We start from the raw sequence: 20,212 nt of genomic DNA, 5'->3' as shown, positions 1-20,212 counted from the left end.
CGGGAACGACTCAGGGTTCGACGTCGACCAGCGCGCCGACCGGGGCGTCGGTGAGCGCGGCTGCACGCTCGGTGCCCTCGTCGCCGACCGCGATGAGGGCGAAGACGCCGCCGACCGCCGCACCGGCGTGGTCCGCGATGTCGAGCAGCAGCTCCTGGGTCTCGCCCGAGCGGATGAGGTCGTCGACGACGAGGACGGTGTCGCCCGGCGAGAGCGCGGACGCCGGCAGGTAGTAGGTGAGCTCGATGCCGGACTGGAGGCGCTGGCGGGCCTCGACGAACTCCTCGACGGCGGTCTCCTTGCTCTTCTTCGCGTAGACACAGCGCGCGCCGAAGTAGCTCGCCATCGCCGCCGCGAGCGTGATACCGTCCGTCGCCGCGGTCAGCACGGCGTCCGGCCGCTCGAACCCGTAGGCGTCGGCGGCGACCGGTGCGACGAGGTCGAGGAACGACTGGTCGAAGACGGCGATTGAGTTGTCGACGTAGCCCTCGTCGTCCACCTCGATCCTGGCTTCGAGTTCGTCGGCGAGTGCCCCGTGGCCGACGCCGGAGACGACCTCGTGGGCGCGCTCGGCGCTCGGGAGGACGTGGCCGTTCACGTAGCGGTTCAAATCGCCCGCCGGGAGGCCGGTGACCTCGGCGAGTTCGTCGTAGGTGCGCGTCTCCTTCAGCATCTGGAGCACGTCGACGGCGCGAAGCTGGAGTGCCGCCTTCTCTGCGCGGTTCATGACCACTATACACGACTACGCAACCATGAATACGTCGAAACGAAATGTCGAGTGGGTACACACGGTCGTGTAACAACCGTCCCGGGAGGAGCCGGCCCCCGAGACCGCTCAGTCCAGCAGGAAGTCCGGCTCGACGTGCTTCTCGTCGCGCTCGCGCCGGAGGTGGTCGCGGAACTCGTCGACCTCGACGTCGTACTCCTGGTTCTCCTTGCGGTCGCGCACCGAGATGTTGCCGGCCTCCTCCTCGTTGCCGCCGACGATGATCATGTACGGCACGCGGTCGTTGTGCGCGCCGCGGATCTTGCGCTCGATGGTGGCGTCGCGGTCGTTGACCTCGACGCGGAACTCCGAGAACTCGTCGGCGACCTCGTGGGCGTAGTCGAGGTTGTCGTCCGAGATGGGCAGGATACGGACCTGCTCGGGGGCGAGCCAGAACGGGAACTTGCCCTCGAAGTGCTCGATGAGCACCATGAAGAAGCGCTCGTAGGAGCCGTAGACCCCGCGGTGGATCATCACCGGGCGGTGGTGCTCGTTGTCCTCGCCGACGTAGGAGAGGTCGAAGCGCTCGGGCATGTTGAAGTCGAGCTGGACCGTCGGGCCGTCCCACTTGCGCCCCAGGGCGTCCTCGAACGCGAAGTCGATCTTCGGCCCGTAGAACGCGCCGTCACCCTCCTCGACGACGTATTCGTCCTCGTGCTCCTCGATGACCCGCTCGAGGATGGACTCGGCCCGCTCCCAGATCTCGTCGCTGCCGACGGACTTCTCGGGGCGCGTCGCGAGTGCGACCTCGTAGTCGAGCTCGAACGTGTCGAGCACCGTGTCGATGGCGTCGAGGATCTGCTCGACCTCGGCCTCGATCTGGTCGGGACGGACGAACAGGTGGCCGTCGTCGATGGTAAAGGCCCAGACACGGGAGAGCCCGGACAGCTCGCCGGACTGCTCCTTGCGGTACACCTTCCCGTCCTCCGCGTAGCGAACAGGCAGGTCGCGATAGCTCCAGGACTGGTCCTGGAAGATGGCGGCGTGTCCCGGGCAGTTCATCGGCTTCAGCCCGAACTCGTCGTCGTCGACCTCGAAGAGGAACATGTCGTCCTCGTAGTTGTCGTAGTGGCCCGAGCGCTTCCACAGGTCCGTCTTGAACAGGTGGGGCGTCTCGACGTACTCGTAGCCCGAATCGAGGTTGAGGTCCTCGATGAACCGCTCCAGCTCGCGCAGCACCGTCTTCCCGTTGGGGTGGTACAGCGGTAGCCCCGGCCCCGTCACGTCCTGGATGGAGAACAGGTCCATCTGGTTGCCGATCTTGCGGTGGTCGCGTCGCTCGGCCTCCTCCTTCCGGTCGAGGAACTGTTCGAGGTCCGTCTCGCTCTCGAACGCCGTGCCGTAGATGCGCGTCTGCATCTCGTTGTCCTCGTCGCCGCGCCAGTACGCGCCGGCGATCTCGAGCAGGTCGAACGCGCCGATCTCGCCCGTCGACTCGACGTGCGGGCCGGCACAGAGGTCCTCGAAGTCGCCCTGGGAGTAGAAGGTGATCTCCGCGCCCGCCTCGTGGAGCTCGTCGAGCAGTTCGAGCTTGTACGGCTCGTCGGCGAGGCGCTCCTTCGCCTCCTCGTAGGAGACCGCCTCGCGCTCGAGTTCGAGGTCCGCCTCGACGATGTCGGCCATCTCGTCCTCGAGGGCGGCGAGGTCGTCGGCGTCGACGTCGATGTCGTCGAAGTCGTAGTAGAAGCCCTCGTCCGTCGGTGGGCCGATGGCGAGTTTCGCGTCGGGGTACAGTCGTTTCACCGCCTGTGCGAGGACGTGGGCGGCCGTGTGTCGCATCACGTCGAGGTACTCGTCGGAGCCGTCGGTGACGATCTCGATGGCCGCGCCGTCGTGGACGACGGCCTCCTTGGCGACGAGGTCGCCGTCGATCTTGCCCGCGACGGTGTCACGTCCGAGACCGGGGCCGATCTCGTAGGCGACGTCCTCGACGCTGGCTCCTTCGGGGACGGAGAGTTCCGATCCGTCCGGTAGTACGACCGCTATCTGTGATTCGGATTCTGACTGGGACATGGCTGTTGTTGATGTCTCTGGTTGATGTCTGCGAGCGCGGAGAACGGTAGGTGGACGTTGATGTTGTTAGAAGTGGGCTGCCGCCCGGCCTGTAAAGCAGACACCTACCATCGTACATCTCAATAGCCGAGACTGCAAGAAAAGGGTTGCGATGCGCGCTGTGGTACGTTATCGCACGATTCTACGCGTCGTCGGCATGACTGAGCAGGTCGCTCGCGGTGACCAGTGCCTCCATCTCGACGCCGGCGTCGGCGAGGTTCTCGCGGCCACCCTCCTCGCGGTCGACGACGATGAGCGCCCGGTTCACCACCGCGCCGGCGTCACGGAGCGCCTCGACTGCGTCGACGGCGGACTGGCCGGTCGTGGCGATGTCCTCCACGACGACGACCTCCTCCCCCTCGTCCAGCCGCCCCTCGACGAGGTTCGCGGTGCCGTACTCCTTCTGCTGCTTGCGGGCGATGACGTACGGCAGGTCCGCCGCGAGCGCGGTCGCCACCACGAGCGGGACCCCGCCGAGTGCGACGCCCGCCAGCTTCGTGTCTTCGACGCGCTCCGCGAACGCGTCGCCGATCTGGCGCAGGCAGTCGACGTCCGTCTCGAACAGGTACTTGTCCACGTAGTACTCGCTCGTGCCGCCGTGGCTCAGTTCGAACTCGCCGAAGCGGACCGCGTCGGCCGCCACCAGTGCCGAGATGAGCTCGTCGTCCGTCATTGCACTGAGAGCCGCACCCGGCGGCAATAAGGCCCGTGGATTCGTCCGCGGGCGTGCCGCGGTTGGTCCTCGGCGGCTCCGGCGCTGCCGCCGATGGGGTGGGTCCGGACCGGCCGGGTGCCCCCGCCGGGGAGCGCGAGTGGAATCCGCGAGCGGAGCGCAGCGAGAGTCCGACGGCGTGGCCAGCCGCGGGAGTCGGTCGTGCAGGGACGTTCTGGCCGCCACCGTCCCTCTGACGCCGGTTCGTGTCGAGCACCACCGGGCCGACGGCAACCCAGACGTCTTAAGTCGGACGGTCGACATCCCACGACCATGGACGTCGTCTCGACGCTGGTGGTCGCCTTCTGGGCGATGCTCCCCGCGTACGTGCCGAACAACGCGGCGGTGCTCCTCGGCGGTGGGCGCCCCATCGACGGCGGTCGCACCCTCGGCGAGCGACGGGTGCTGGGCGACGGGAAGACCTGGCGCGGGACCATCGTCGGGACCGCCGTGGGCGTCGCACTCGCCCTCGGCCTCTCCGAACTCGCCCCGACCGTCGGGGACGCCGCGAACGTGACGCTCCCGACGTTCCCGCTGCCGGTCGCGTTCGCCCTGGCCCTCGGCGCGATGCTCGGGGACATCGGCGCGTCGTTCCTCAAGCGCCGGACCGGCCGGGAACGCGGGGCCGCGTTCCCCGGGCTCGACCAGCTCGACTTCGTCGTCGGCGCGCTCGCGCTCACCGCCGTCGTGGACCCGGCGTGGTTCGGCGAGTGGTTCACGTGGCCGGTGCTCGCGGTCGTCGTCGTCCTGACGCCGCTGCTGCACATCGGGACGAACGGCGTGGCGTACGTGCTTGACCTGAAGCAGGAACCGTGGTAGCGGTACCCGGTTCCCGGTTCGACCCGACGTCGTTTCGGGACAGCTGCTGACAGCTCGCGGGCCGCCGCCCGGCACCGGAGTGTACATCGCACGTGGATTCGGTCCCCGCTCGGTGTCCGACCCACGTGGAATCACTGCCCACACCACCCAGCCCGGGACATCAACCCTCTTGTACCACCGGCCCCCACTCTCTGGCATGATTCCACCCATCGCGAGCCGGTTCGTCGCCGGGGAGACACCAGCGGAGGCACTGGAACACGCCCGGGAGCTGAACGAGGGCGACGTGAAGGTCATCCTGAACCTGCTCGGCGAGCACTACGACGAGCGGGGGCCGGCCGAGGACGACGCCGAGACGTACAAGCAGCTGGTCGCGGACATCGGCGACACCGAGGTCGACGCCTGCATCTCGATCAAACCATCGCAGATCGGCCTCGACGTCGGCGACGACGTGTTCGACGAGCTGCTCGGCGAGATCGTCGACGTGGCCGACGAGGCCGGCACGTTCGTCTGGGTGGACATGGAGGACCGCCACACGACCGACGCGACGCTCGACGCCTTCGAGAAGTACGCCCGCGAGACCGACGGCAACGTCGGCGTCTGCATCCAGGCGAACCTCAAGCGCACGCCCGAGGACCTCGAACGCCTCGCGGACGTGCCGGGGAAGGTCCGGCTGGTGAAGGGCGCGTACGACGAGCCGAAGTCCGTCGCGTACAAGGAGAAGTCGCGGGTGGACCAGCAGTACCGCGACCTCCTCCGACAGATGTTCGAGGAGTTCGACGACGGCATCGCCGTCGGCAGCCACGACCCCGAGATGATCGCGATGGCGCGGGACCTCCACGCCGAGCACGGGACGCCCTACGAGATCCAGATGCTCATGGGCGTGCGCGAGGACGCGCAGTTCGACCTCGCCAGCGAGGGTGTCGAGGTGTGGCAGTACGCCCCCTACGGTGGGAAGTGGCTCTCGTACTTCTACCGGCGGGTGCGCGAACGGAAAGAAAACGTCACGTTCGCGCTGCGGGCGGTCCTCGGCCGATAGGAACAGAGACATAACCCCGCAGTCTGATTGGTCGCGTGTATGTCGTCGTGGAAACGGGACTTCGCGTCGGGTCTCATCGTCGTCCTGCCCGTGCTCGTCAGCGCCTACGTCATCGCCTGGCTGTACGGCGTCGTCTCCGCCATCACGCCACAGCGCGTCATCAGGGTCGACCTGCTCACCGACCTCGGCCTGTCGAGCGCGGTTGCGGACGCCCTCGTCGAACCGCTCCGCGTGCTCGTCGTCCTCGCCGTCTTCGTCGTGTTCGTCTTCTCCGTCGGCTACCTGATGCGGACCGCAGTCGGCAACCTGGCCGAGGGACTCATCGACAACATGGCCAACCGCGTCCCCGGCCTGCGCGTCGTCTACAACGCCTCGAAGATGGCTGCGGAGACCGCACTCGGCGGCACCGACTCGCTGCAGAAACCCGTCCGCGTCGAGCCGCTGCCGGGGATGCGTCTCACCGCGTTCAAGACCGGGAAGACGACCGAGGACGGCCGCGAGGTGGTGTTCATGCCGACCGCGCCGAACATCACCACCGGGTTCGTCATCGAGATCCCGCCCGAGGAGCTCGAGGAGACCGACGAACGCGTCGAAGACGCCCTCACCCGCATCCTCTCGGCGGGCTTCGGCGACTCCGAGCGGATGGGCAACTCGACGGTCGAGGATCTGGTCGAGGTCGAGGACGACGAAGAAGGGGACTGAGCCAGTTCAGGCGTCGACGTAGTCGAACCACTCGTCGTGGTCGTCGGTGCGCCGGTTGACCACGTCGAAGAACCGCTGCTGTATCTCCTCGGTGACCGGACCGCGCGAGCCGTCGCCGATCTCGACGTTGTCGACCTGCCGGATGGGCGTGACCTCGGCGGCCGAGCCGGTGAAGAAGAGCTCGTCGGCGGTGTTGAGCTCGCCACGCGAGATGGAGACGTTGTCGTGGACCTCGTAGCCCAGCTCCTCGGCGAGCGTGATGACGGTGTCGCGGGTGATGCCGTCGAGGATGCTCTCGGAGAGCCCGGGCGTGTAGATCTCGCCGTCGCGGACGAGGAAGATGTTCTCGCCGGGGCCCTCGGCGACGTTGCCCTCCTTGTTCAGGACGATGGCCTCGCGGTAGCCGTTGCGGCGGGCCTCCTCGCCGGCGAGCAGGCTGTTGACGTAGAGGCCGGTCGTCTTCGCGTTCGTCGGGATCTGGCTGGAGGAGTGCTTTCGCCACGACGACACCTTCACCTTGATGCCGTTCTCCAGCGCGTCCTCGCCGAGGTAGGTGCCCCACGGCCAGCACGCGATGGCGGTCCGCGTCGGGCAGTCACCGGGCGAGACGCCGAGGCTCTTGTAGCCGTAGAAGACGATGGGTCGGATGTAGCAGGACGCGAGCTCCTGCTCGGCGATGAGCGTCTTCGTGGCCTCGGTTATCTCCGCGGGCTCGTGGTCGATCTCCATCTCGTACGGCTTGCAGGACTGGTAGAGCCGCTCGACGTGGTCGTCCCAGCGGAAGATGGCCGGGCCCTTCTCGGTGTCGTAACAGCGCGCGCCCTCGAAGACGCCGGTTCCGTAGTGGAGTCCGTGGGTGAGCACGTGAATCTGTGCGTCCTCCCAGTCGACGTACTCCCCGTCCATCCAGATCGTGTCCACGTCCATTTCGGCGAAGCTCATGCTCGTGGCAACGCTTGCGTCCCATATAGGTGTGGGCGATTTGCTCTCGACGGTCACCATCGTCGCGAGAACAGGCGAGGGCGCCGCTCAGGCCCGCGAACCGAACCAGTCCCAGGCGGCACGGAACCGCCCCGTGTGGTCCCCGTGGAGGACGCCGTCGTGCGCCGCGAACGTCTCGGGCGTGAACCAGCCGACGGCCTGCACCTCGTCGCGGGCCGTCGCCGTCCCCGCGCAGTCCGCCGCCCGTACCACGTATCCGACGGAGACGACGTACTTGCCGTCCCCGTTGCTGGTGTGGAAGCAGTCGACGAGTTCGAGGTCGGCGGGGTCGACCCGGAGTCCGGTCTCCTCCGCCAACTCGCGCGCCGCCGCGACGGGTGCCGGTTCGTCGGCCTCCATGTGCCCGCCGGGGATGCTCCACTCGCCGCGCCCCGGGGGCACGTCGCGCTGGGCGAGCAGCACCCCATCCTCGCCGACGACGCCGACGCCGGCACAGGGCGCAGGGTTGTGCCAGACGACCTGCGAGCAGGACCCGCAGAAACGCCGCTCGCGGCCGTCGACGTGGCGGTCGACGAGTTCGGTGCCGCAGTCGGGACAGAAGCTGGCGGGGTAGGTCGTCATCTACATCGTCTTCAGGCCGCTGCCGGTGAGCGGGACGACAACGTCCTCGTCGTCGTCAATCACGCCGAGCTCGCGGTACTTCGTGAGCGCGGCGGGGGCGACGGCGCAGGTCGGCTCGACGTAGAAGCCGTCGCGGTGGAGCGCGTCGAGCGTGTTCTCGACGACGTGCTCGCCGAGCGCGATGGCGTCGCCGCCGGAGTCCTCGATGGCCGCCCGGAGCTGGTCGTGACGCGCCGGCTCGGCGATCTGGATGCCGTCGGCCATCTCGTTCTCGGTGTCGTCCTCGTCCTCGGCGACGAGTCCCCGGAACTCCGCGGCGAGGGGCGCGTAGCCCGCGGCCTGCCCGACGAGCAGCCGGGGGACGCGGTCGACGATGCCGGCGCGTTCGAGCAGGTCGAAGCCGCGGTACGCGCCGAGCGCGAGCGTCCCGTGGCCGACCGGGAGGACGACCGAGTCGGGCACCGTCCAGTCGCGCTGGGCGGCGAGCTCGATGGCGAACGTCATCGTGCCCGCGTAGAACGCGGGGTTCCAGGAGTGACTGGCGTACCAGCCCTCGCCGGACTCGACGGCGTCGATGGCCGCGTCGGTCACGTCCTCGCGGCTGCCCTCGACCCTGACGGGCCGGGCACCGGCGCGCTGGATGGCCATCAGCTTCGACTGCTTCACGTCGGCCGGTACGTACACGTCGGCCTCGATGCCCGCCCGGGCGGCGTACGTCGCGATGGCCGCGCCGGCGTTGCCCGAGGAGTCCTCGATGACCTTCTCGACGCCCAGCGTGGCCGCCCGCGAGAGCGTCGTCGTCGCGCCGCGGTCCTTGAACGAGCCGCTCGGGGAGACGTACTCGAGCTTGAACTCGGCGTCCCAGCGGTCGGATTCGACGACCGGCGTGAATCCCTCGCCCAGCGTGACCGCGCGGTCGACCGGGAGGAACTCGTGGAACGTCCACAGCCCGCGTCGGGTGTCGAGCTGGCTCACCGGCAGCGGGTCGCCGTCGGGGAGCGGTGGTGTCTCGAGGTCCAGCGCGTGGCCGCAGGAACAGCGCCACGGCTCGTCCGGACCGGCGTCGTACTCCGCACCGCAGGCCTGGCAGTAGAGGTTCTGTAGTGTCATGGAAGGGATGTGGCTGATGTCGAAGGTGGGTGACTGTTGTGGGGGTCTGACTGGGTGGTCGAAGGGCTGGCAGATAGGTTTGCCGGGCGGCCCGTCGTCAGTAGCTGTCGAGGTCGGTCCCCACCGAACAGACGTACTCGCCGGTCGCGACCTGCGGCAGCCGGCGCGTCCGCCAGAACAGGCCGTTCGAGTCCGCGGTCACCTCGGCCTTCAGCTGGCCGAACGGGTCGGTGACGCGGAACAGCGTGTCGCCGCGCTTGACCCGGTCGCCGAGGTCGACCGCGAAGTCGACGAGCCCGCCGGCCGGCGCGCCGTACTGGTCGAAGCCCGCCGCGCGGGTCTGTGGCGTCAGGTCCGTGTCGCCGTCGATGAACTCGTAGTGCCGGAGCACGTTGAACACGCCCTCCACGCCGATGGCGACGCTCTCGGCGTCGAAGCCGACGGTGCCGCCGAGCTCCGGGTCGATGGTCGGGATGCCCTCGTCCGGGCCGGCGCGGGCGAGCTGGCCGTCCGGGCCCTTCTGGTCGAGGATGTGCCCCGCGCCGAACACCTTCGCGAACTCGAGGCACTGCTGGTGCAGCCGGTGCCGACGGCCACAGCGCACCCGCGTCTCGTGTATCATCCGGCTGTCCGAGCCCTGGTGCAGGTCGAGGATGAGGTCCGCGTCCCGCGCCGCGTCGAACGTCGCCGCCGCGATGCGCTCCGAGGACGTGCCCTCCGAATCGCCGGGGTAGGTCCGGTTCAGCTTCGTGTCGTCGATGGGGTTCCGGTGGGAGTCGATCTGGAAGCCGTGGAAGTTCACGATTCCCACGATGCGGATCTCGCCGGCGAGCTCGGCGGGGTCCAGCCTCGGGAACACCTCGCGTATCACGCCGACGCCGTTCAACTCGTTCCCGTCGCTCGCCGCCTGCATGTAGAGCGTCTTGCCCTCGCGCTCGCCGTTCACGACGGCGACGGGCAGGCCGACGGGACTGCCGTCGCGGGTCTCCCCGACGGTGAGCCGACCGGTGTCGAGCTCGCCGGGGTCCGCGCTGGCCGTTCCCAGAGTCGTCATTGAGGTAGCCAAAGGTCGGTCTGCCTTTAGGTGTTCTGTCTGCGGTGGGATGGCGGTATTTTCGAGCCTGTCCCACACTTCGAAGAAGTGTGTGACCTGCAACCACACTTTTGTCAACAGAGATAGAGTATGGCGCATGGGAACGACGTGGATAGAGCGCATTCGGGACAACGCACTCAATGGTGAGGCGGCGTGTTCGGGCTGTCCGGCCTACGATGATGGCCGTTCGTGTCGAGTGAATCCAGGATTATTCAATCCCGAGGGAGAGCTCATGTTCGTCACAATCGAGCCGAGCCATCGGTTCGACTGGGATGAGTACGATGGATGGGACGAGTACAATCGGGATATTTCGAAAAAGTTTCTGGAGGAGTGGACTGGCGGACCAGTTCTCAAAGAGTTGTTGGAGCCTATCGATGGCCTGAACATGGACTCGGTCTGGATGGCGGACGCGATCAAATGTCCACCAGAGGGTGGAATCGACGACCAGACTCGGAACACCGAGTTCGCTCATTGCCAGACCTACCTCCAAGAGGAGATCGACCAGGTAAACCCGGACGTAATCGTCGCGCTGGGGAAGAACGCCTGTTTACGTACTCTATCCGCACTCGGTGTCGACAGAAGCCGGATTTCAACGGCGAAGGAGTGCGGGAGAGTGTTCGACACAGACCCACCTGTTGTTACTTCCCCACACTGGAGCTACGGGTGGCTCAGTCGAGGAACAAGTGGTTCTTGGGGAGAAGAGTGGCTTCAGACCCACCCGCACCTTGAGGAGTCCTATCCCAGAAACATGAACGCGGTCCAGGCGTCGATTCGAGCAGTTCGAGAGGAGAAGCCGAGGTAGCTCTCCGTTTCAGAACGACCAGACGACAGTTCGCCTCAATACGACTACGTTCCTCTCCGTACTCCGCGACCGAACCTTCTATACCCGAACCGAACGCACCTCCAGCCATCTATGGCGGACGCCGACACACCCGGGGCGTTCACCTACTTCCGCCAGTTCTTCGCGCTGGAGCGGGACGTGTTCGTGCTCTCGGTCGCCATGTTCGCGTTCAGCCTCGGCTTCCAGATGACGGGCCGGTACATGGGCGAGTACATCCTCTTCCTCGGCGGTACAGAGCTCCTGGTCGGACTCTACGGTAGCTTCGGGAACCTCATCGGCGCGGCGTACCCGTATCCGGGCGGTGCCATCTCGGACCGCATCGGCTCCCGGACCGCGCTCACGCTGTTCGGGCTGGCCTCCGCGCTCGGCTTCGCGGTCTGGGTGTTCGCGCCGGCGCTGGCTATCGCCGGAATTCCGGCGTGGGCGTGGGTGTTCGTCGGGCTGGTGCTCGCGCAGGCGTGGAAGTCGTTCGGGCTGGGCGCGACGTTCGCCGTCGTCAAACAGAGCGTCCCGAACGACCGGCTGGCGACGGGCTTCGCCAGCACGGAGACGTTCCGCCGGACCGCCTTCCTGGTGGGGCCGCTCGTCGCCGCCGGCCTGCTCGCCGCCTACGGCTTCGACCCCGGGTTCCAGTACGTGCTCGCCGTGGCGGTCGGCTTCGCACTGGTCGGGACGCTCGCCCAGCACGTGCTGTACGAGGCCGAGGAGGACTCGCTGGGTACGGAGTTCGAAGGGCTCTCGCAGATTCGGGACGACCTCGCGAACCTACCCGACCCGCTCCGGCCGCTGCTCGTCGGCGACACGCTCGTCCGGTTCGCCAACGGGATGGTGTACGGCTTCGCCGTCCTCGTCGTCACGCGCTACCTGGAGACCGACGCGACGCTCTTCGGGTTCTACCTCTCCCCGGAGGCGCTGTTCGGCGTCTTCCTCGCCGTCGAGATGGCCGTCGCGCTGGTGACGATGGTGCCCGTCGCGAACCTCGCGCGCCGGGTCGGCCTGAAGCCCGTCGTCGGCGTCGGCTTCTTCGTCTACGCCGTCTTCCCGGTGCTGCTCGTCGCCGCGCCCGACGGCGGCGTCACGCTCGCGGGACTGCCCGTCCTCGGCACCGTCGCGCTCTCCGAGGCGGTCGTCGTCGGCGCTGTCTGGGCCTTCTCCGGGCTCCGGTTCGCCGGGCTCCCGGCGCACAAGGCGCTCATCGTCGGCCCCGCCGAGGAGAACGCCGGCGGGCGCGTGACCGGATCGTACTACCTCGTCCGGAACACGCTCACCATCCCGAGCGCCGCGTTCGGCGGGCTGCTGTACGGCTCCGCCGGTTACCTCGGCTACTCCGGGCCGGCGGTCGCGTTCGGCCTCGCCACCGTCGTCGGCCTGCTGGGCACCGTGTACTTCCTCCTGCGTGGCGAGGAGTTCGCGGCGTACGCCTGAGCCGCCCCGCCCGGCACCAGACCGACGCCGATTTGTCGCTCTCGTCCCAACCGTCGACCGTGACAGACGCCACCGAGCCCGCCGACCCGGTCGACGGCGACCCGGCAGCCGGGGCCGACGGCAGCGTGGCGGCCGAGCCCGACGCCAAAGCGTCCGACGACCATCGGCCGGGCCGACCGCCACTGCTCCGGTTCTTCGAGGCGCTCGGCTTCCGCCACCACGCCCGGGTCGGTGTCGTCGCCGGCATCGTCCTCGCGGTCGCGCTGTACGGCTTCTTCGTCGCGGTGCCCACCGTCGCACCCGGCGTCCGCGGCCGCCCCGAGTCGCCGCTCCTGTACGTCGTCCTCGGGTTCGTCGTCGCCGTCGCCACCGCGCTGTTCGTCACGACCGCGCTGACGGTTCGCACGCTCGCGCAGGCCGTCGCCTCGCCGCCGAAGTGGGTCCGTCGCGGCGGCGGGCTCGGGGCGGCCGGGGGACTGCTCTGGACGGCCGGCACCCTCGCCGGGTTCGCGCCCGCCGCCGACGCCGTCCGGCCGTGGATCTCGGTGCCGGTGCTCCTCGTCGTGGGCGGGGTCTGGGCAGCCCACACGCGCATCAAGCGCCTCGGGAGCCCGCTCGACCGCGTCGGCACCGTCCTCGCGACCGCCGGCGTCGCCGCCGTCCACGTCGCCGCCATCCTCACACCGGAGCCGTTCCTCGGCGCGACCGTCGAACCCGCACTCACGCCGTTCGTCGCGAGCGTCGGCACGCTCGCCGTCGGCACCGCACTGCTCGCGACAGCCGCGCGCGACGAACTCGGCATCCTCGCGGACGCGGCCGTCGCCCTCTCGGCGCTGGGCGCGCTGACCGTCGCAGTCGCGCTCGCCGACGTCGTCGCCGTCTCCGGCGCGGTCGCGGCCGTCCCCACCGCCCTCGCCTGGGCCGCCCTCGGGGTCGCGCTCCGGGGGTCGCCGACGCCCGCGAACTGGTCGGCCGACGAGGTCGACAGCCTGCTCGACGACGGGAGCTGAGTCCGACACGCCGACGGAGTCCGTGTTTTCCGACCGCGAAAAGTCGCTCGAGGGATTATACGTACCCAGTCCCAAGCCGTGTGTAGACGATGCAACGAACGAAGGCCCTCCTCCTGGTCGTCGTCCTGCTCGCGACGCCGGTGCTCGCCGGCTGTGCGGACCAGGGCGACGGCCGCCCGGCGACGACCGCACCGGCGGACGGAACGTCGACCGAGGCATCGACAGACGACGTCACCACGGCCCCGACCGACGACGGCGAGTCCGCGTTCTCCGACGCCGAGGAGCGCGAGATCCGGCAGTCGGCGCTGACCGCACTCCGGGGCGTCTCGGACGTCCAGCTCGAGGGCGTGCTCGACCAGACCGTCTCGACGGCGACCGCCAGCCAGTCCACCAGTTCGACGTTCGACATCACCATCGACGCCGCACAGCGTCGGCTCGTCGTCGACCAGACCGTCCAGTCCCAGGGGCGGACGGTGAACCAGTCGACGTACCTGCTGAACGACTCCCTCTACATCCGGAGCCCGGCGCTGGAGCGCCAGTACGGCTCCCAGTGGGTGACCCAGAACGTCTCCGAACGCTACGACCAACTGTGGCGGAACCGGAGCGCACTCCGGTTGCACACTGACCTCCTGAACGTCACCGAGAACCTCACGGTCACCGGCACCGAGACGGTCCGCGGCGAGGAGACGTACGTGCTCTCACTCCGCCCCAGCGACGCCGAGCTGGCCGAGCTGAGCGGCGTCAACTTCGGCGGCGGGGAGGTCCACGCGTTCGACGCCACGTTCTACGTCTCCACCGAGACGAGTCTCGTGGTCCGCTCGGACATTCACGTGAACGAGACCGTCTCCGTCAGCGGGCAGGCGCTCCAGCAGGTCGTCGACGTCCGTCGCGACTTCGTCGCCTACGACCGGAACGTGACCGTGGCGCTCCCGCCCGAGGCCGACGACGCGGTGCCGGTCGGCGGGAACCGGAGCGTCGTCCACGCACGGCAGGTGACCGCCTGAATGCGCCGCGGCCGTCGGCTGGGCGTCCTCGCCTGCACCCTGCTCGTCCTCCTCGCGGGCTGTGGCGCACAGGAGGTCGACCGCCCGGAGACGGCCACCGCGACCGCCGAATCACCCCCGACGACCGAACGACCCACCTCCCAGCCCACCGACGCCGCCGACACCGACTCGACCCGCATCCGCTACCGTGGCGGCAGTCTCTCCGTCCCGGCCGCCCCGGTGTTCGACCGCGTGGAGTCGCTGCTCGACGTGACCGCCAGCCCGCCGGACCAGGTGGCCGTCGAGAACGCCTCGACGTGGTTCGGACCGAACACGACCGACCGACGACAACCGACCGGGACCGGCCGTTTCGGCGCGCTGGTCGGCGTCGAACTCGACGACAGCGACGCCGACCTCCGGGGGACGCCAAACGGCGCGACCAGCCCCTTCGGCGGCGTCAGCGTCTACCCCGGCGACGGCTCGCCGGCCGCGCTGGAGGTCGTCCTCGCCCACGAGTTCGTCCACGTCGTCCAGTTCCAGCGCAACCAGGTGTCGGCGGTGCGCGGGAACGTCGGCGGGACGAGCACGGACGCCCGCTGGACCGCCCGGAGCATCGTCGAGGGCGTCGCCGTCTGGACCGAGACCCGGTACGTCGAGACCTACGGGCTGGAGGCACCGACCGGCGGCGAGCGGACGACGACGCTGTACACCGAGGCGACCCCCGGCACGCCGTTCCGGCACGGCCAGGCCGCGTACCTGTTCGGATACGAGTACGTCCGCAACCAGTCGACGGGGCTCGACGCGGTCGACACCCTCTACGAGAGCCCACCCACGACCAGCGAACAGGTGCTCCACGGGCTCGACCCGGGCAGCGAGCCACCCGCCACGCTCTCCGTCCGGACCATCGCCGAGGGGGCGACCTGGCGCGGCTCCGCCAGCGACACGCTCGGCGAGGCGTACACCCGCGTCGTCCTGGAGAACGGCGTCGCCGTCCCCGAGGCGGTCGACGCCGCGGCCGGCTGGGGGAACGACCGGCTCGTCACCTACCGCGACGACCCCACCGCGAACGCCAGCTTCGTCTGGGTGACCCGCTGGGACACCGCCGCCGACGCGACCGAGTTCCGCGACGCCATGAACGCCACCTTCGACGCCGACGGCGAGCGGGCGGGTGCCCGCTGGCGGCTCGAGGGCGACGTGCGAGCGGCGACCGACCGACCCGACGACACCACGGTCGTCGTCACGGTCGGCGACGCTAGCCTGCTCGACGCACTCGACGTGTCCCTCGACCGGGAGACCGTCGTCCTCAGGACGAACCAGTCGGCGGCGAGCGCCACCGCGGCCCCCGACGCCTCACCTGCGGTCGCCACGACGACGACGGGCTCGCTAACCGCCGACACGCCGGCCGCAGACCCAGTCGTCGCCACGACCCCGCGTCGTCAGTCCGCGCAGACCTCGCCAGCACCACAAACGACAACCCCCGAGCCGTCGTACGTCCACGTATGACACGCGAGCAGCTCGAGACCGCCGGCGAGCACGTCCGCGCCGCCGCACAGGCAGCCAGCGACGCCGACGCCCGCGAACGACTGTACCGGCAGGCCGAGGAGTTCGAGCGCCACGCCGAGGCCGAGCGCGGCCCGGACCACGGCCGCCTCGCCCGCCACGAGCGCATCCTCGACGACGTCGCCACCGCGGAGGGCGGCGAGGTCCGCGAGGAGGTCGACGCCGCACTCGACCACGTCCACGCCTACCGCGAGACCCTCCCCGGCGTCTGAGTCAGCAGACCGGCTTCGGGTTCACGCCCATCGCCTCCAGCCGGTCGACGTACACGTCGTACGCCGCGGTGACCACGCCGCCAGCCGCATCGACCGCGGTCTCCCACTCCGACTCGTCCGCACAGACCGTCTCGAGCGCCGCCAGCGCCGCCTCGCGTCGCTCGCCCAGCTCGTCGCCGTAGCTCCGGAACGTCGACGCCGTCGTCGGGTCGGCCTGCCCGACGAAGAAGCCGACGAGCTGCTCCTGCAGCTTCTTCGTCACGATCGTCGCCGCCACGAGCCCAGCCGCCCACTCGGCCGTTCCCTCGCAGTCGTCCAGCCCGTCGAACAGTCCACCCTCGACGGATTCGTCCGTCTCCCCGGCGGCGTCGGCCGCCCGTTCGCGCTCGGCGTCGGCCGCGGCAGTCAGCACGTCGGCCAGCTCGCCGTCGGCCTCGTCGGCCCACGGTTCGTACCGGTCGGCCTGTGCATTCGCGAGCGTCTCGACGACGGCGTAGACGTGGTCCGCGTCCAGCTCCCCGCCCGTCAGCGCGTACAGTGACTTCGAGGAGCCGAGCCGCGACAGCTCCGTCCGGTTCCCGTCCTCGACCGCCTCGACGAACCCCGCTGTATCCATGGCCGACGGTTCGACCCGCGACCGCTTGTAACCACCGCCAGGCGCACGTCCTGCCGGGGTTCGAGACGCGTGGCTGGTCCTACTGCGTCGCGAAAACGCCAGGACAGGGATTTGAACCCTGAATCCCGAAAGGGAACACGCTTTCCAGGCGTGCGCCTTACCGTTCGGCCATCCTGGCTCGTTCGTCGATAATCGGGTGCTGCATTTAACGGCTACGTTTCTTCGGTCACCGACCGCGCCGCAGCAGCCGGACCTCGCCGGCGTACGCCGCCACCGCGGCGACTGCCCCGACGACGACGGCCACGCCGATGGCGGGGAGGATGCCGATGCTCTCGCCGCCCACGAACACGTAGCCCTGGTGGAGGGCGAGGAAGGCGAAGACGCCGACTGCACCCCACAGCAGGGCCGATTTCGTGCGTTCGTTCACTCCGCGTCGGCGATGGCCTCGATCTCGACGCCGACGCCCTTCGGGAGGTTCGCGACCTCGACGGCCGAGCGGGCCGGCGGGTTGTCGACGAAGTACTCCTTGTAGGCGTCGTTCATCTCGTCGAAGTCCTCGATGTCGTCCATGAAGACGGTCACCTTGAGCACGTCCGTCATGTTCGCGCCCTCCTCGTCGAGGATGGCCTCGATGTTCTCCAGGGACTGGCGCGTCTGGACGGTGATGGACTCGTCGTCGAGCAGCTCGCCGTCGGGCGTCATCGGGATCTGGCCGGCCGTGAAGATGACGTCGCCGTTGGTCGTCGCCTGGCTGTACGCGCCGACTGCCGCGGGGGCGTCGGAGGTGCTGATGGTTCGCTTCATGTGCTGGGCGACGACGCCCTCCGTCTTAAATACTGACGACTTCCCGAGCAGGGGTGCCGGTCGTCTGGAACCGGACGTTCCTTGACCCACCGCCCGAACGTATCGGGACGATGGACGCGCCTCGCCGAACCGCCGGTCGAGCCGTCGCCGGAGCCGCCGCCCTCGCCGGGGTCGGCTACGCTGCCCGTCGTCTCGCCGGTACGCGAGTGACGGACGTGCCGCTCAGCCCGCTGACTGCACGCACCCGGATCGGTGGCGACTGGGTCGCGCGCACCGGCGTCGGCACCGGCGACCACCCCGTCGGCGAGATGGACGACATGGCCGCCTTCGCTCACGACGGCTTCGACCCCGGGCTGGTCGATCCCGAGGTGCGGGCCTTCTACGAGCGCACCGGCGAGTACGAGCTCTCGCTGACCGCCGAGTGGCACCGCCCCTTCCGGAGCGGTGCGTGGCTGGCGAGTCACCTGACGAGCCGGCTCGAACAGCTGAACCTCCCAGCGCCGGGCGACGGTCGCACGGTCCGGCTCGAAAGCCGGTTCGAGCGCATCGACCCGGCACTGGACCCGCGGGACGGCGCGCGGATGTGGGTCCGCACCGACGCCGACACCGGTGAGGGGGTGTTCGTCGCGGCCTACGGCTCGCACGTCGCCGCCGACGGCGAACGGTACGTCAACATCGCGGTCCCCCTCCCAGGGTGCAACCTCTCGACGGTGCTCTCGCTCCGGAATCTGGACGACGACGCGGTCGAGCTGACGACCGAGGCACCGGGTGATCCCGGCCTCTACCTGGTGACGCCAGCGGGCGCGTTCGCCCTGCCGATGGTACAGCGGTTCCGGGTGTGGCCTGCGGACGCGCCGGGCGCGCCGACGGACGTGCGGAGAACGGAGGGGGCCGCCGTCGTCGCCACCCACGAGATGTGGCTGTGCGGGCGGCAGTTCCTGACGGTCAGGTACGCCGGTCAGACCAGCACCTCGACCTCGTAGCCGGCGTCGCGGATTGCCTCCAGCAGCTCGTCGATGTGGTCTCTCCCCCGGGTTTCGAGGTCGACCTCGACCTCGGTGTCGGCCATGCCGATCTGTCGGGAGGTGCGGTCGTGCTGGATGGCGTAGATGTTCGCCTTCTTCTCGCTGATGACGTGGAGCAGGTCCTCGAGCGAGCCGGGGCGGTCACGGAGCACGGTCCGGATCTTCACGTACCGACCCGTCGCGACGAGGCCGCGCATGATGACCGTCGTCAGCATGTTCAGGTCGATGTTCCCCCCGCACATCGCCGGGACGACGACCTCGTCCTCCTCGTAGTCGAACTTGTCGAACAGCAGGGCGGCGAGCGGGGCCGCGCCGGCACCCTCGACGAGCGTCTTCCCGCGTTCGAGCACGTACGTCAGCGCCATCGCGATCTCGGGGTCGGAGACCGTGACGACCTCGTCGACGCGCTCCGTGATGACCTCGTAGGTGAGCGTGCCGGGGCCTCGGACCGCGATGCCGTCGGCGATGGTGTCGACGCGGTCGAGCTCGACGCGGTGGCCCTTGGTGAGCGACTGGGCGACGCTCGATGCGCCCTCGGCCTGCACGCCGATGACCCGCGTCTCCGGGCTCTTCGCCTTGATCGCGGTCGCGATGCCGGAGATGAGCCCGCCGCCCCCGATGGGGACGACGACCGTCTCGACCTCGGGCAGGTCCTCCAGGACCTCCAGCCCGATGGTGCCCTGGCCCGCCATCACCTTCTCGTCGTCGAACGCGTGGACGTACGTCCGGCCCTCCTCGGCTTCGAGCTCGTGGGCCTTCTCGGCTGCCTCGTCGTAGTCCGCGCCGTGGAGGACGACCGCCGCGCCGTAGCTCTGGGTCGCCTTGATCTTCGAGATGGGTGCGTACTCCGGCATGACGATCTTCGCGTCGACGCCCGAGCGCGTCGCCGCCAGCGCCACCCCCTGTGCGTGGTTGCCCGCGCTCGCGGTGACGACACCGGCCGCCTTCTCCTCCTCGGACAGCGTCGCGATGCGGTTGGTCGCCCCCCGGATCTTGAACGAGCCGGTGCGCTGGAAGTTCTCCATCTTCAGGTGGACCTCCGCGCCCGTCATGTCCGAGAACGTGTGCGTGTACTCGATGGGTGTGTGCCGCGATGTCTCCCTGACTCGCGGCTCCGCGGCGAGAACGTCGTCGAGTTCGAGCATAATCGCGGGGTTGGACCGCCGCCCGGTTAATATTGCCGTCATGGGTGCCCGTCGCCGATGTCGGGGACGGCGCGAGCATCGGTCCGGATCCGATCTCCATCCAGCGACCGGCGAGCCCGTCGCTCACCGGGATACGCCGAAAGAGACGCCCGTCGCGGGTACGGGGAGCCCGCCGCGGTCGTCCAAAGGGAAATACGGGGTAGCACGCGTGTGACGTGCAACTGAGTCGTCGGCCCGGATGTATATAAACGCCAGCCATCCGGAGTGAAAGTGTAATCGCAGTACTGCGTCGACCTTCAGTGGCCGTCAGACGGTCGTCTGCCGGGTGTCATTCGAGCGTTGGTACCACGACACCTTCGGCCGAAACCAGTTCGGCCAGTGCGTCGAGCGTCGGCGGGCCGTCGGGCCAGTCCGCGGCGGCGTCCACGACCGCGAGTTCGGCCGGGTCGCCGACGTACATCTGGACCGGTTCGCCGTCGCCAGCGTCGGCCTCCCGCGGGACCGTGACCCGTCGGTACAGCCCGCTCTCGACGCCCTCGTAGCGGTCCAGTGCCGCAATCTCGGTCGTGTGGAGGATCCGCCCCGCCGTCTCCCCGCCGGGCGCGAGCGTCGGGTACCGACCGTCGACGCGGTGGGCCCCCCGGAGGACGGCGTCCGGGCCGAACGACCAGTCGTCGAGCAGTTCGGCGACGCGGTCGGGGTCGGTGAGCGTGCCGTAGACGAAGACGTCCATCGGTC

The 20,212-nt window shown here is 69.2% G+C and carries 22 protein-coding genes and 1 tRNA gene; 10 read left to right on the top strand and 13 right to left on the bottom strand.

Translation table 11 applies throughout. The features are described from left to right. Nucleotides 1-10: 10 nt before the first annotated feature. The 3 genes from NO345_RS02875 to pyrE form a co-directional block, all read right to left on the bottom strand. Entirely contained in the window at nt 11-727 is a 717-nt protein-coding gene (locus tag NO345_RS02875; RefSeq protein WP_256296327.1) for a phosphoribosyltransferase family protein, read from the bottom strand. 108 nt (nt 728-835) lie between these two features. Then, nucleotides 836-2,779 (bottom strand): threonine--tRNA ligase, encoded by a 1,944-nt coding sequence (gene thrS / locus NO345_RS02870; protein WP_256296325.1) that lies wholly within the window; start codon nt 2,777-2,779, stop codon nt 836-838. Between the two features lie 181 nt (nt 2,780-2,960). Then, complete coding sequence (gene pyrE, locus NO345_RS02865) at nt 2,961-3,491, bottom strand: orotate phosphoribosyltransferase (protein ID WP_256296323.1); 531 nt, start codon at nt 3,489-3,491, stop codon at nt 2,961-2,963. Nucleotides 3,492-3,803: 312 nt separating this feature from the next. On the opposite strand from pyrE, the gene NO345_RS02860 reads away from it, so the two are divergent. From NO345_RS02860 to NO345_RS02850, 3 genes are all read left to right on the top strand, one after another. Beyond that, nucleotides 3,804-4,349 (top strand): CDP-2,3-bis-(O-geranylgeranyl)-sn-glycerol synthase, encoded by a 546-nt coding sequence (locus tag NO345_RS02860; RefSeq protein ID WP_256296321.1) that lies wholly within the window; start codon nt 3,804-3,806, stop codon nt 4,347-4,349. A gap of 196 nt (nt 4,350-4,545) precedes the next feature. Continuing rightward, nucleotides 4,546-5,385 (top strand): proline dehydrogenase family protein, encoded by an 840-nt coding sequence (locus tag NO345_RS02855; protein ID WP_256296319.1) that lies wholly within the window; start codon nt 4,546-4,548, stop codon nt 5,383-5,385. A gap of 39 nt (nt 5,386-5,424) precedes the next feature. After that, nucleotides 5,425-6,087 carry a DUF502 domain-containing protein gene (locus tag NO345_RS02850; RefSeq protein ID WP_256296317.1) on the top strand — a complete coding sequence of 221 codons (663 nt, stop codon included), beginning with the start codon at nt 5,425-5,427 and terminating at the stop codon, nt 6,085-6,087. Between the two features lie 6 nt (nt 6,088-6,093). Here NO345_RS02850 and NO345_RS02845 read toward each other — a convergent pair whose 3' ends face one another. The 4 genes from NO345_RS02845 to NO345_RS02830 all read right to left on the bottom strand — a co-directional run bounded on the left by NO345_RS02845 (nt 6,094) and on the right by NO345_RS02830 (nt 9,814). After that, complete coding sequence (locus NO345_RS02845; protein ID WP_256296315.1) at nt 6,094-7,029, bottom strand: branched-chain amino acid transaminase; 936 nt, start codon at nt 7,027-7,029, stop codon at nt 6,094-6,096. A gap of 87 nt (nt 7,030-7,116) precedes the next feature. Then, nucleotides 7,117-7,650 carry an NUDIX domain-containing protein gene (locus NO345_RS02840; RefSeq protein WP_256296313.1) on the bottom strand — a complete coding sequence of 178 codons (534 nt, stop codon included), beginning with the start codon at nt 7,648-7,650 and terminating at the stop codon, nt 7,117-7,119. Continuing rightward, nucleotides 7,651-8,760: a pyridoxal-phosphate dependent enzyme gene (locus NO345_RS02835; RefSeq protein ID WP_256296311.1), complete on the bottom strand. Its 1,110-nt coding sequence runs from the start codon at nt 8,758-8,760 to the stop codon at nt 7,651-7,653. 97 nt (nt 8,761-8,857) lie between these two features. Then, nucleotides 8,858-9,814, bottom strand: a complete 957-nt coding sequence (locus NO345_RS02830) for a succinylglutamate desuccinylase/aspartoacylase family protein (RefSeq protein ID WP_256296309.1) — start codon at nt 9,812-9,814, stop codon at nt 8,858-8,860. Between the two features lie 136 nt (nt 9,815-9,950). On the opposite strand from NO345_RS02830, the gene NO345_RS02825 reads away from it, so the two are divergent. The 6 genes from NO345_RS02825 to NO345_RS02800 all read left to right on the top strand — a co-directional run bounded on the left by NO345_RS02825 (nt 9,951) and on the right by NO345_RS02800 (nt 15,884). After that, entirely contained in the window at nt 9,951-10,655 is a 705-nt protein-coding gene (locus NO345_RS02825; protein WP_256296307.1) for a uracil-DNA glycosylase family protein, read from the top strand. 111 nt (nt 10,656-10,766) lie between these two features. After that, nucleotides 10,767-12,119 carry an MFS transporter gene (locus NO345_RS02820; RefSeq protein ID WP_256296305.1) on the top strand — a complete coding sequence of 451 codons (1,353 nt, stop codon included), beginning with the start codon at nt 10,767-10,769 and terminating at the stop codon, nt 12,117-12,119. Between the two features lie 59 nt (nt 12,120-12,178). Then, nucleotides 12,179-13,129: a DUF7536 family protein gene (locus NO345_RS02815; protein WP_256296303.1), complete on the top strand. Its 951-nt coding sequence runs from the start codon at nt 12,179-12,181 to the stop codon at nt 13,127-13,129. Nucleotides 13,130-13,218: 89 nt separating this feature from the next. Then, a complete protein-coding gene (locus NO345_RS02810; RefSeq protein ID WP_256296302.1) occupies nt 13,219-14,133 on the top strand; it encodes a hypothetical protein in 915 nt (304 codons plus the stop codon). Next, nucleotides 14,134-15,615: a hypothetical protein gene (locus NO345_RS02805; RefSeq protein ID WP_256296300.1), complete on the top strand. Its 1,482-nt coding sequence runs from the start codon at nt 14,134-14,136 to the stop codon at nt 15,613-15,615. It abuts the gene before it with no gap. Then, nucleotides 15,612-15,884 carry a DUF7553 family protein gene (locus tag NO345_RS02800; RefSeq protein WP_256296298.1) on the top strand — a complete coding sequence of 91 codons (273 nt, stop codon included), beginning with the start codon at nt 15,612-15,614 and terminating at the stop codon, nt 15,882-15,884. The genes NO345_RS02805 and NO345_RS02800 overlap by 4 nt, the downstream gene beginning before the upstream one ends. A gap of 1 nt (nt 15,885) precedes the next feature. On the opposite strand, the gene NO345_RS02795 is transcribed toward NO345_RS02800, so the two are convergent. The 4 genes from NO345_RS02795 to NO345_RS02780 all read right to left on the bottom strand — a co-directional run bounded on the left by NO345_RS02795 (nt 15,886) and on the right by NO345_RS02780 (nt 17,304). Continuing rightward, nucleotides 15,886-16,500: a rubrerythrin family protein gene (locus NO345_RS02795; RefSeq protein ID WP_256296296.1), complete on the bottom strand. Its 615-nt coding sequence runs from the start codon at nt 16,498-16,500 to the stop codon at nt 15,886-15,888. A gap of 96 nt (nt 16,501-16,596) precedes the next feature. Continuing rightward, nucleotides 16,597-16,678: transfer RNA gene (locus NO345_RS02790), tRNA-Ser, on the bottom strand. Nucleotides 16,679-16,726: 48 nt separating this feature from the next. Next, complete coding sequence (locus tag NO345_RS02785) at nt 16,727-16,927, bottom strand: DUF7981 family protein (RefSeq protein WP_256296295.1); 201 nt, start codon at nt 16,925-16,927, stop codon at nt 16,727-16,729. Next, nucleotides 16,924-17,304 (bottom strand): Rid family detoxifying hydrolase, encoded by a 381-nt coding sequence (locus tag NO345_RS02780; protein WP_256296294.1) that lies wholly within the window; start codon nt 17,302-17,304, stop codon nt 16,924-16,926. Before NO345_RS02780 ends, NO345_RS02785 begins: the two co-directional genes overlap by 4 nt. 110 nt (nt 17,305-17,414) lie before the next feature. Between NO345_RS02780 and NO345_RS02775 the strand changes: the two genes are divergently transcribed. Beyond that, complete coding sequence (locus NO345_RS02775) at nt 17,415-18,287, top strand: hypothetical protein (protein ID WP_256296290.1); 873 nt, start codon at nt 17,415-17,417, stop codon at nt 18,285-18,287. Here NO345_RS02775 and ilvA read toward each other — a convergent pair. Both ilvA and NO345_RS02765 read right to left on the bottom strand, forming a co-directional pair. Next, complete coding sequence (ilvA, locus tag NO345_RS02770) at nt 18,263-19,474, bottom strand: threonine ammonia-lyase (RefSeq protein ID WP_256296289.1); 1,212 nt, start codon at nt 19,472-19,474, stop codon at nt 18,263-18,265. The two genes, NO345_RS02775 and ilvA, sit on opposite strands and share 25 nt — an antisense overlap. A 328-nt stretch (nt 19,475-19,802) precedes the next feature. After that, nucleotides 19,803-20,207 carry a gamma-glutamylcyclotransferase family protein gene (locus tag NO345_RS02765; protein ID WP_256296276.1) on the bottom strand — a complete coding sequence of 135 codons (405 nt, stop codon included), beginning with the start codon at nt 20,205-20,207 and terminating at the stop codon, nt 19,803-19,805. Nucleotides 20,208-20,212 lie beyond the last annotated feature (5 nt).

This window comes from Haloarchaeobius salinus, assembly GCF_024464185.1.
In the GTDB taxonomy this organism is placed as follows: domain Archaea; phylum Halobacteriota; class Halobacteria; order Halobacteriales; family Natrialbaceae; genus Haloarchaeobius; species Haloarchaeobius salinus.
The sequence above is the reverse complement of the archived record's forward strand: the minus strand, read 5'-3'. Positions and strand labels throughout refer to the sequence as shown.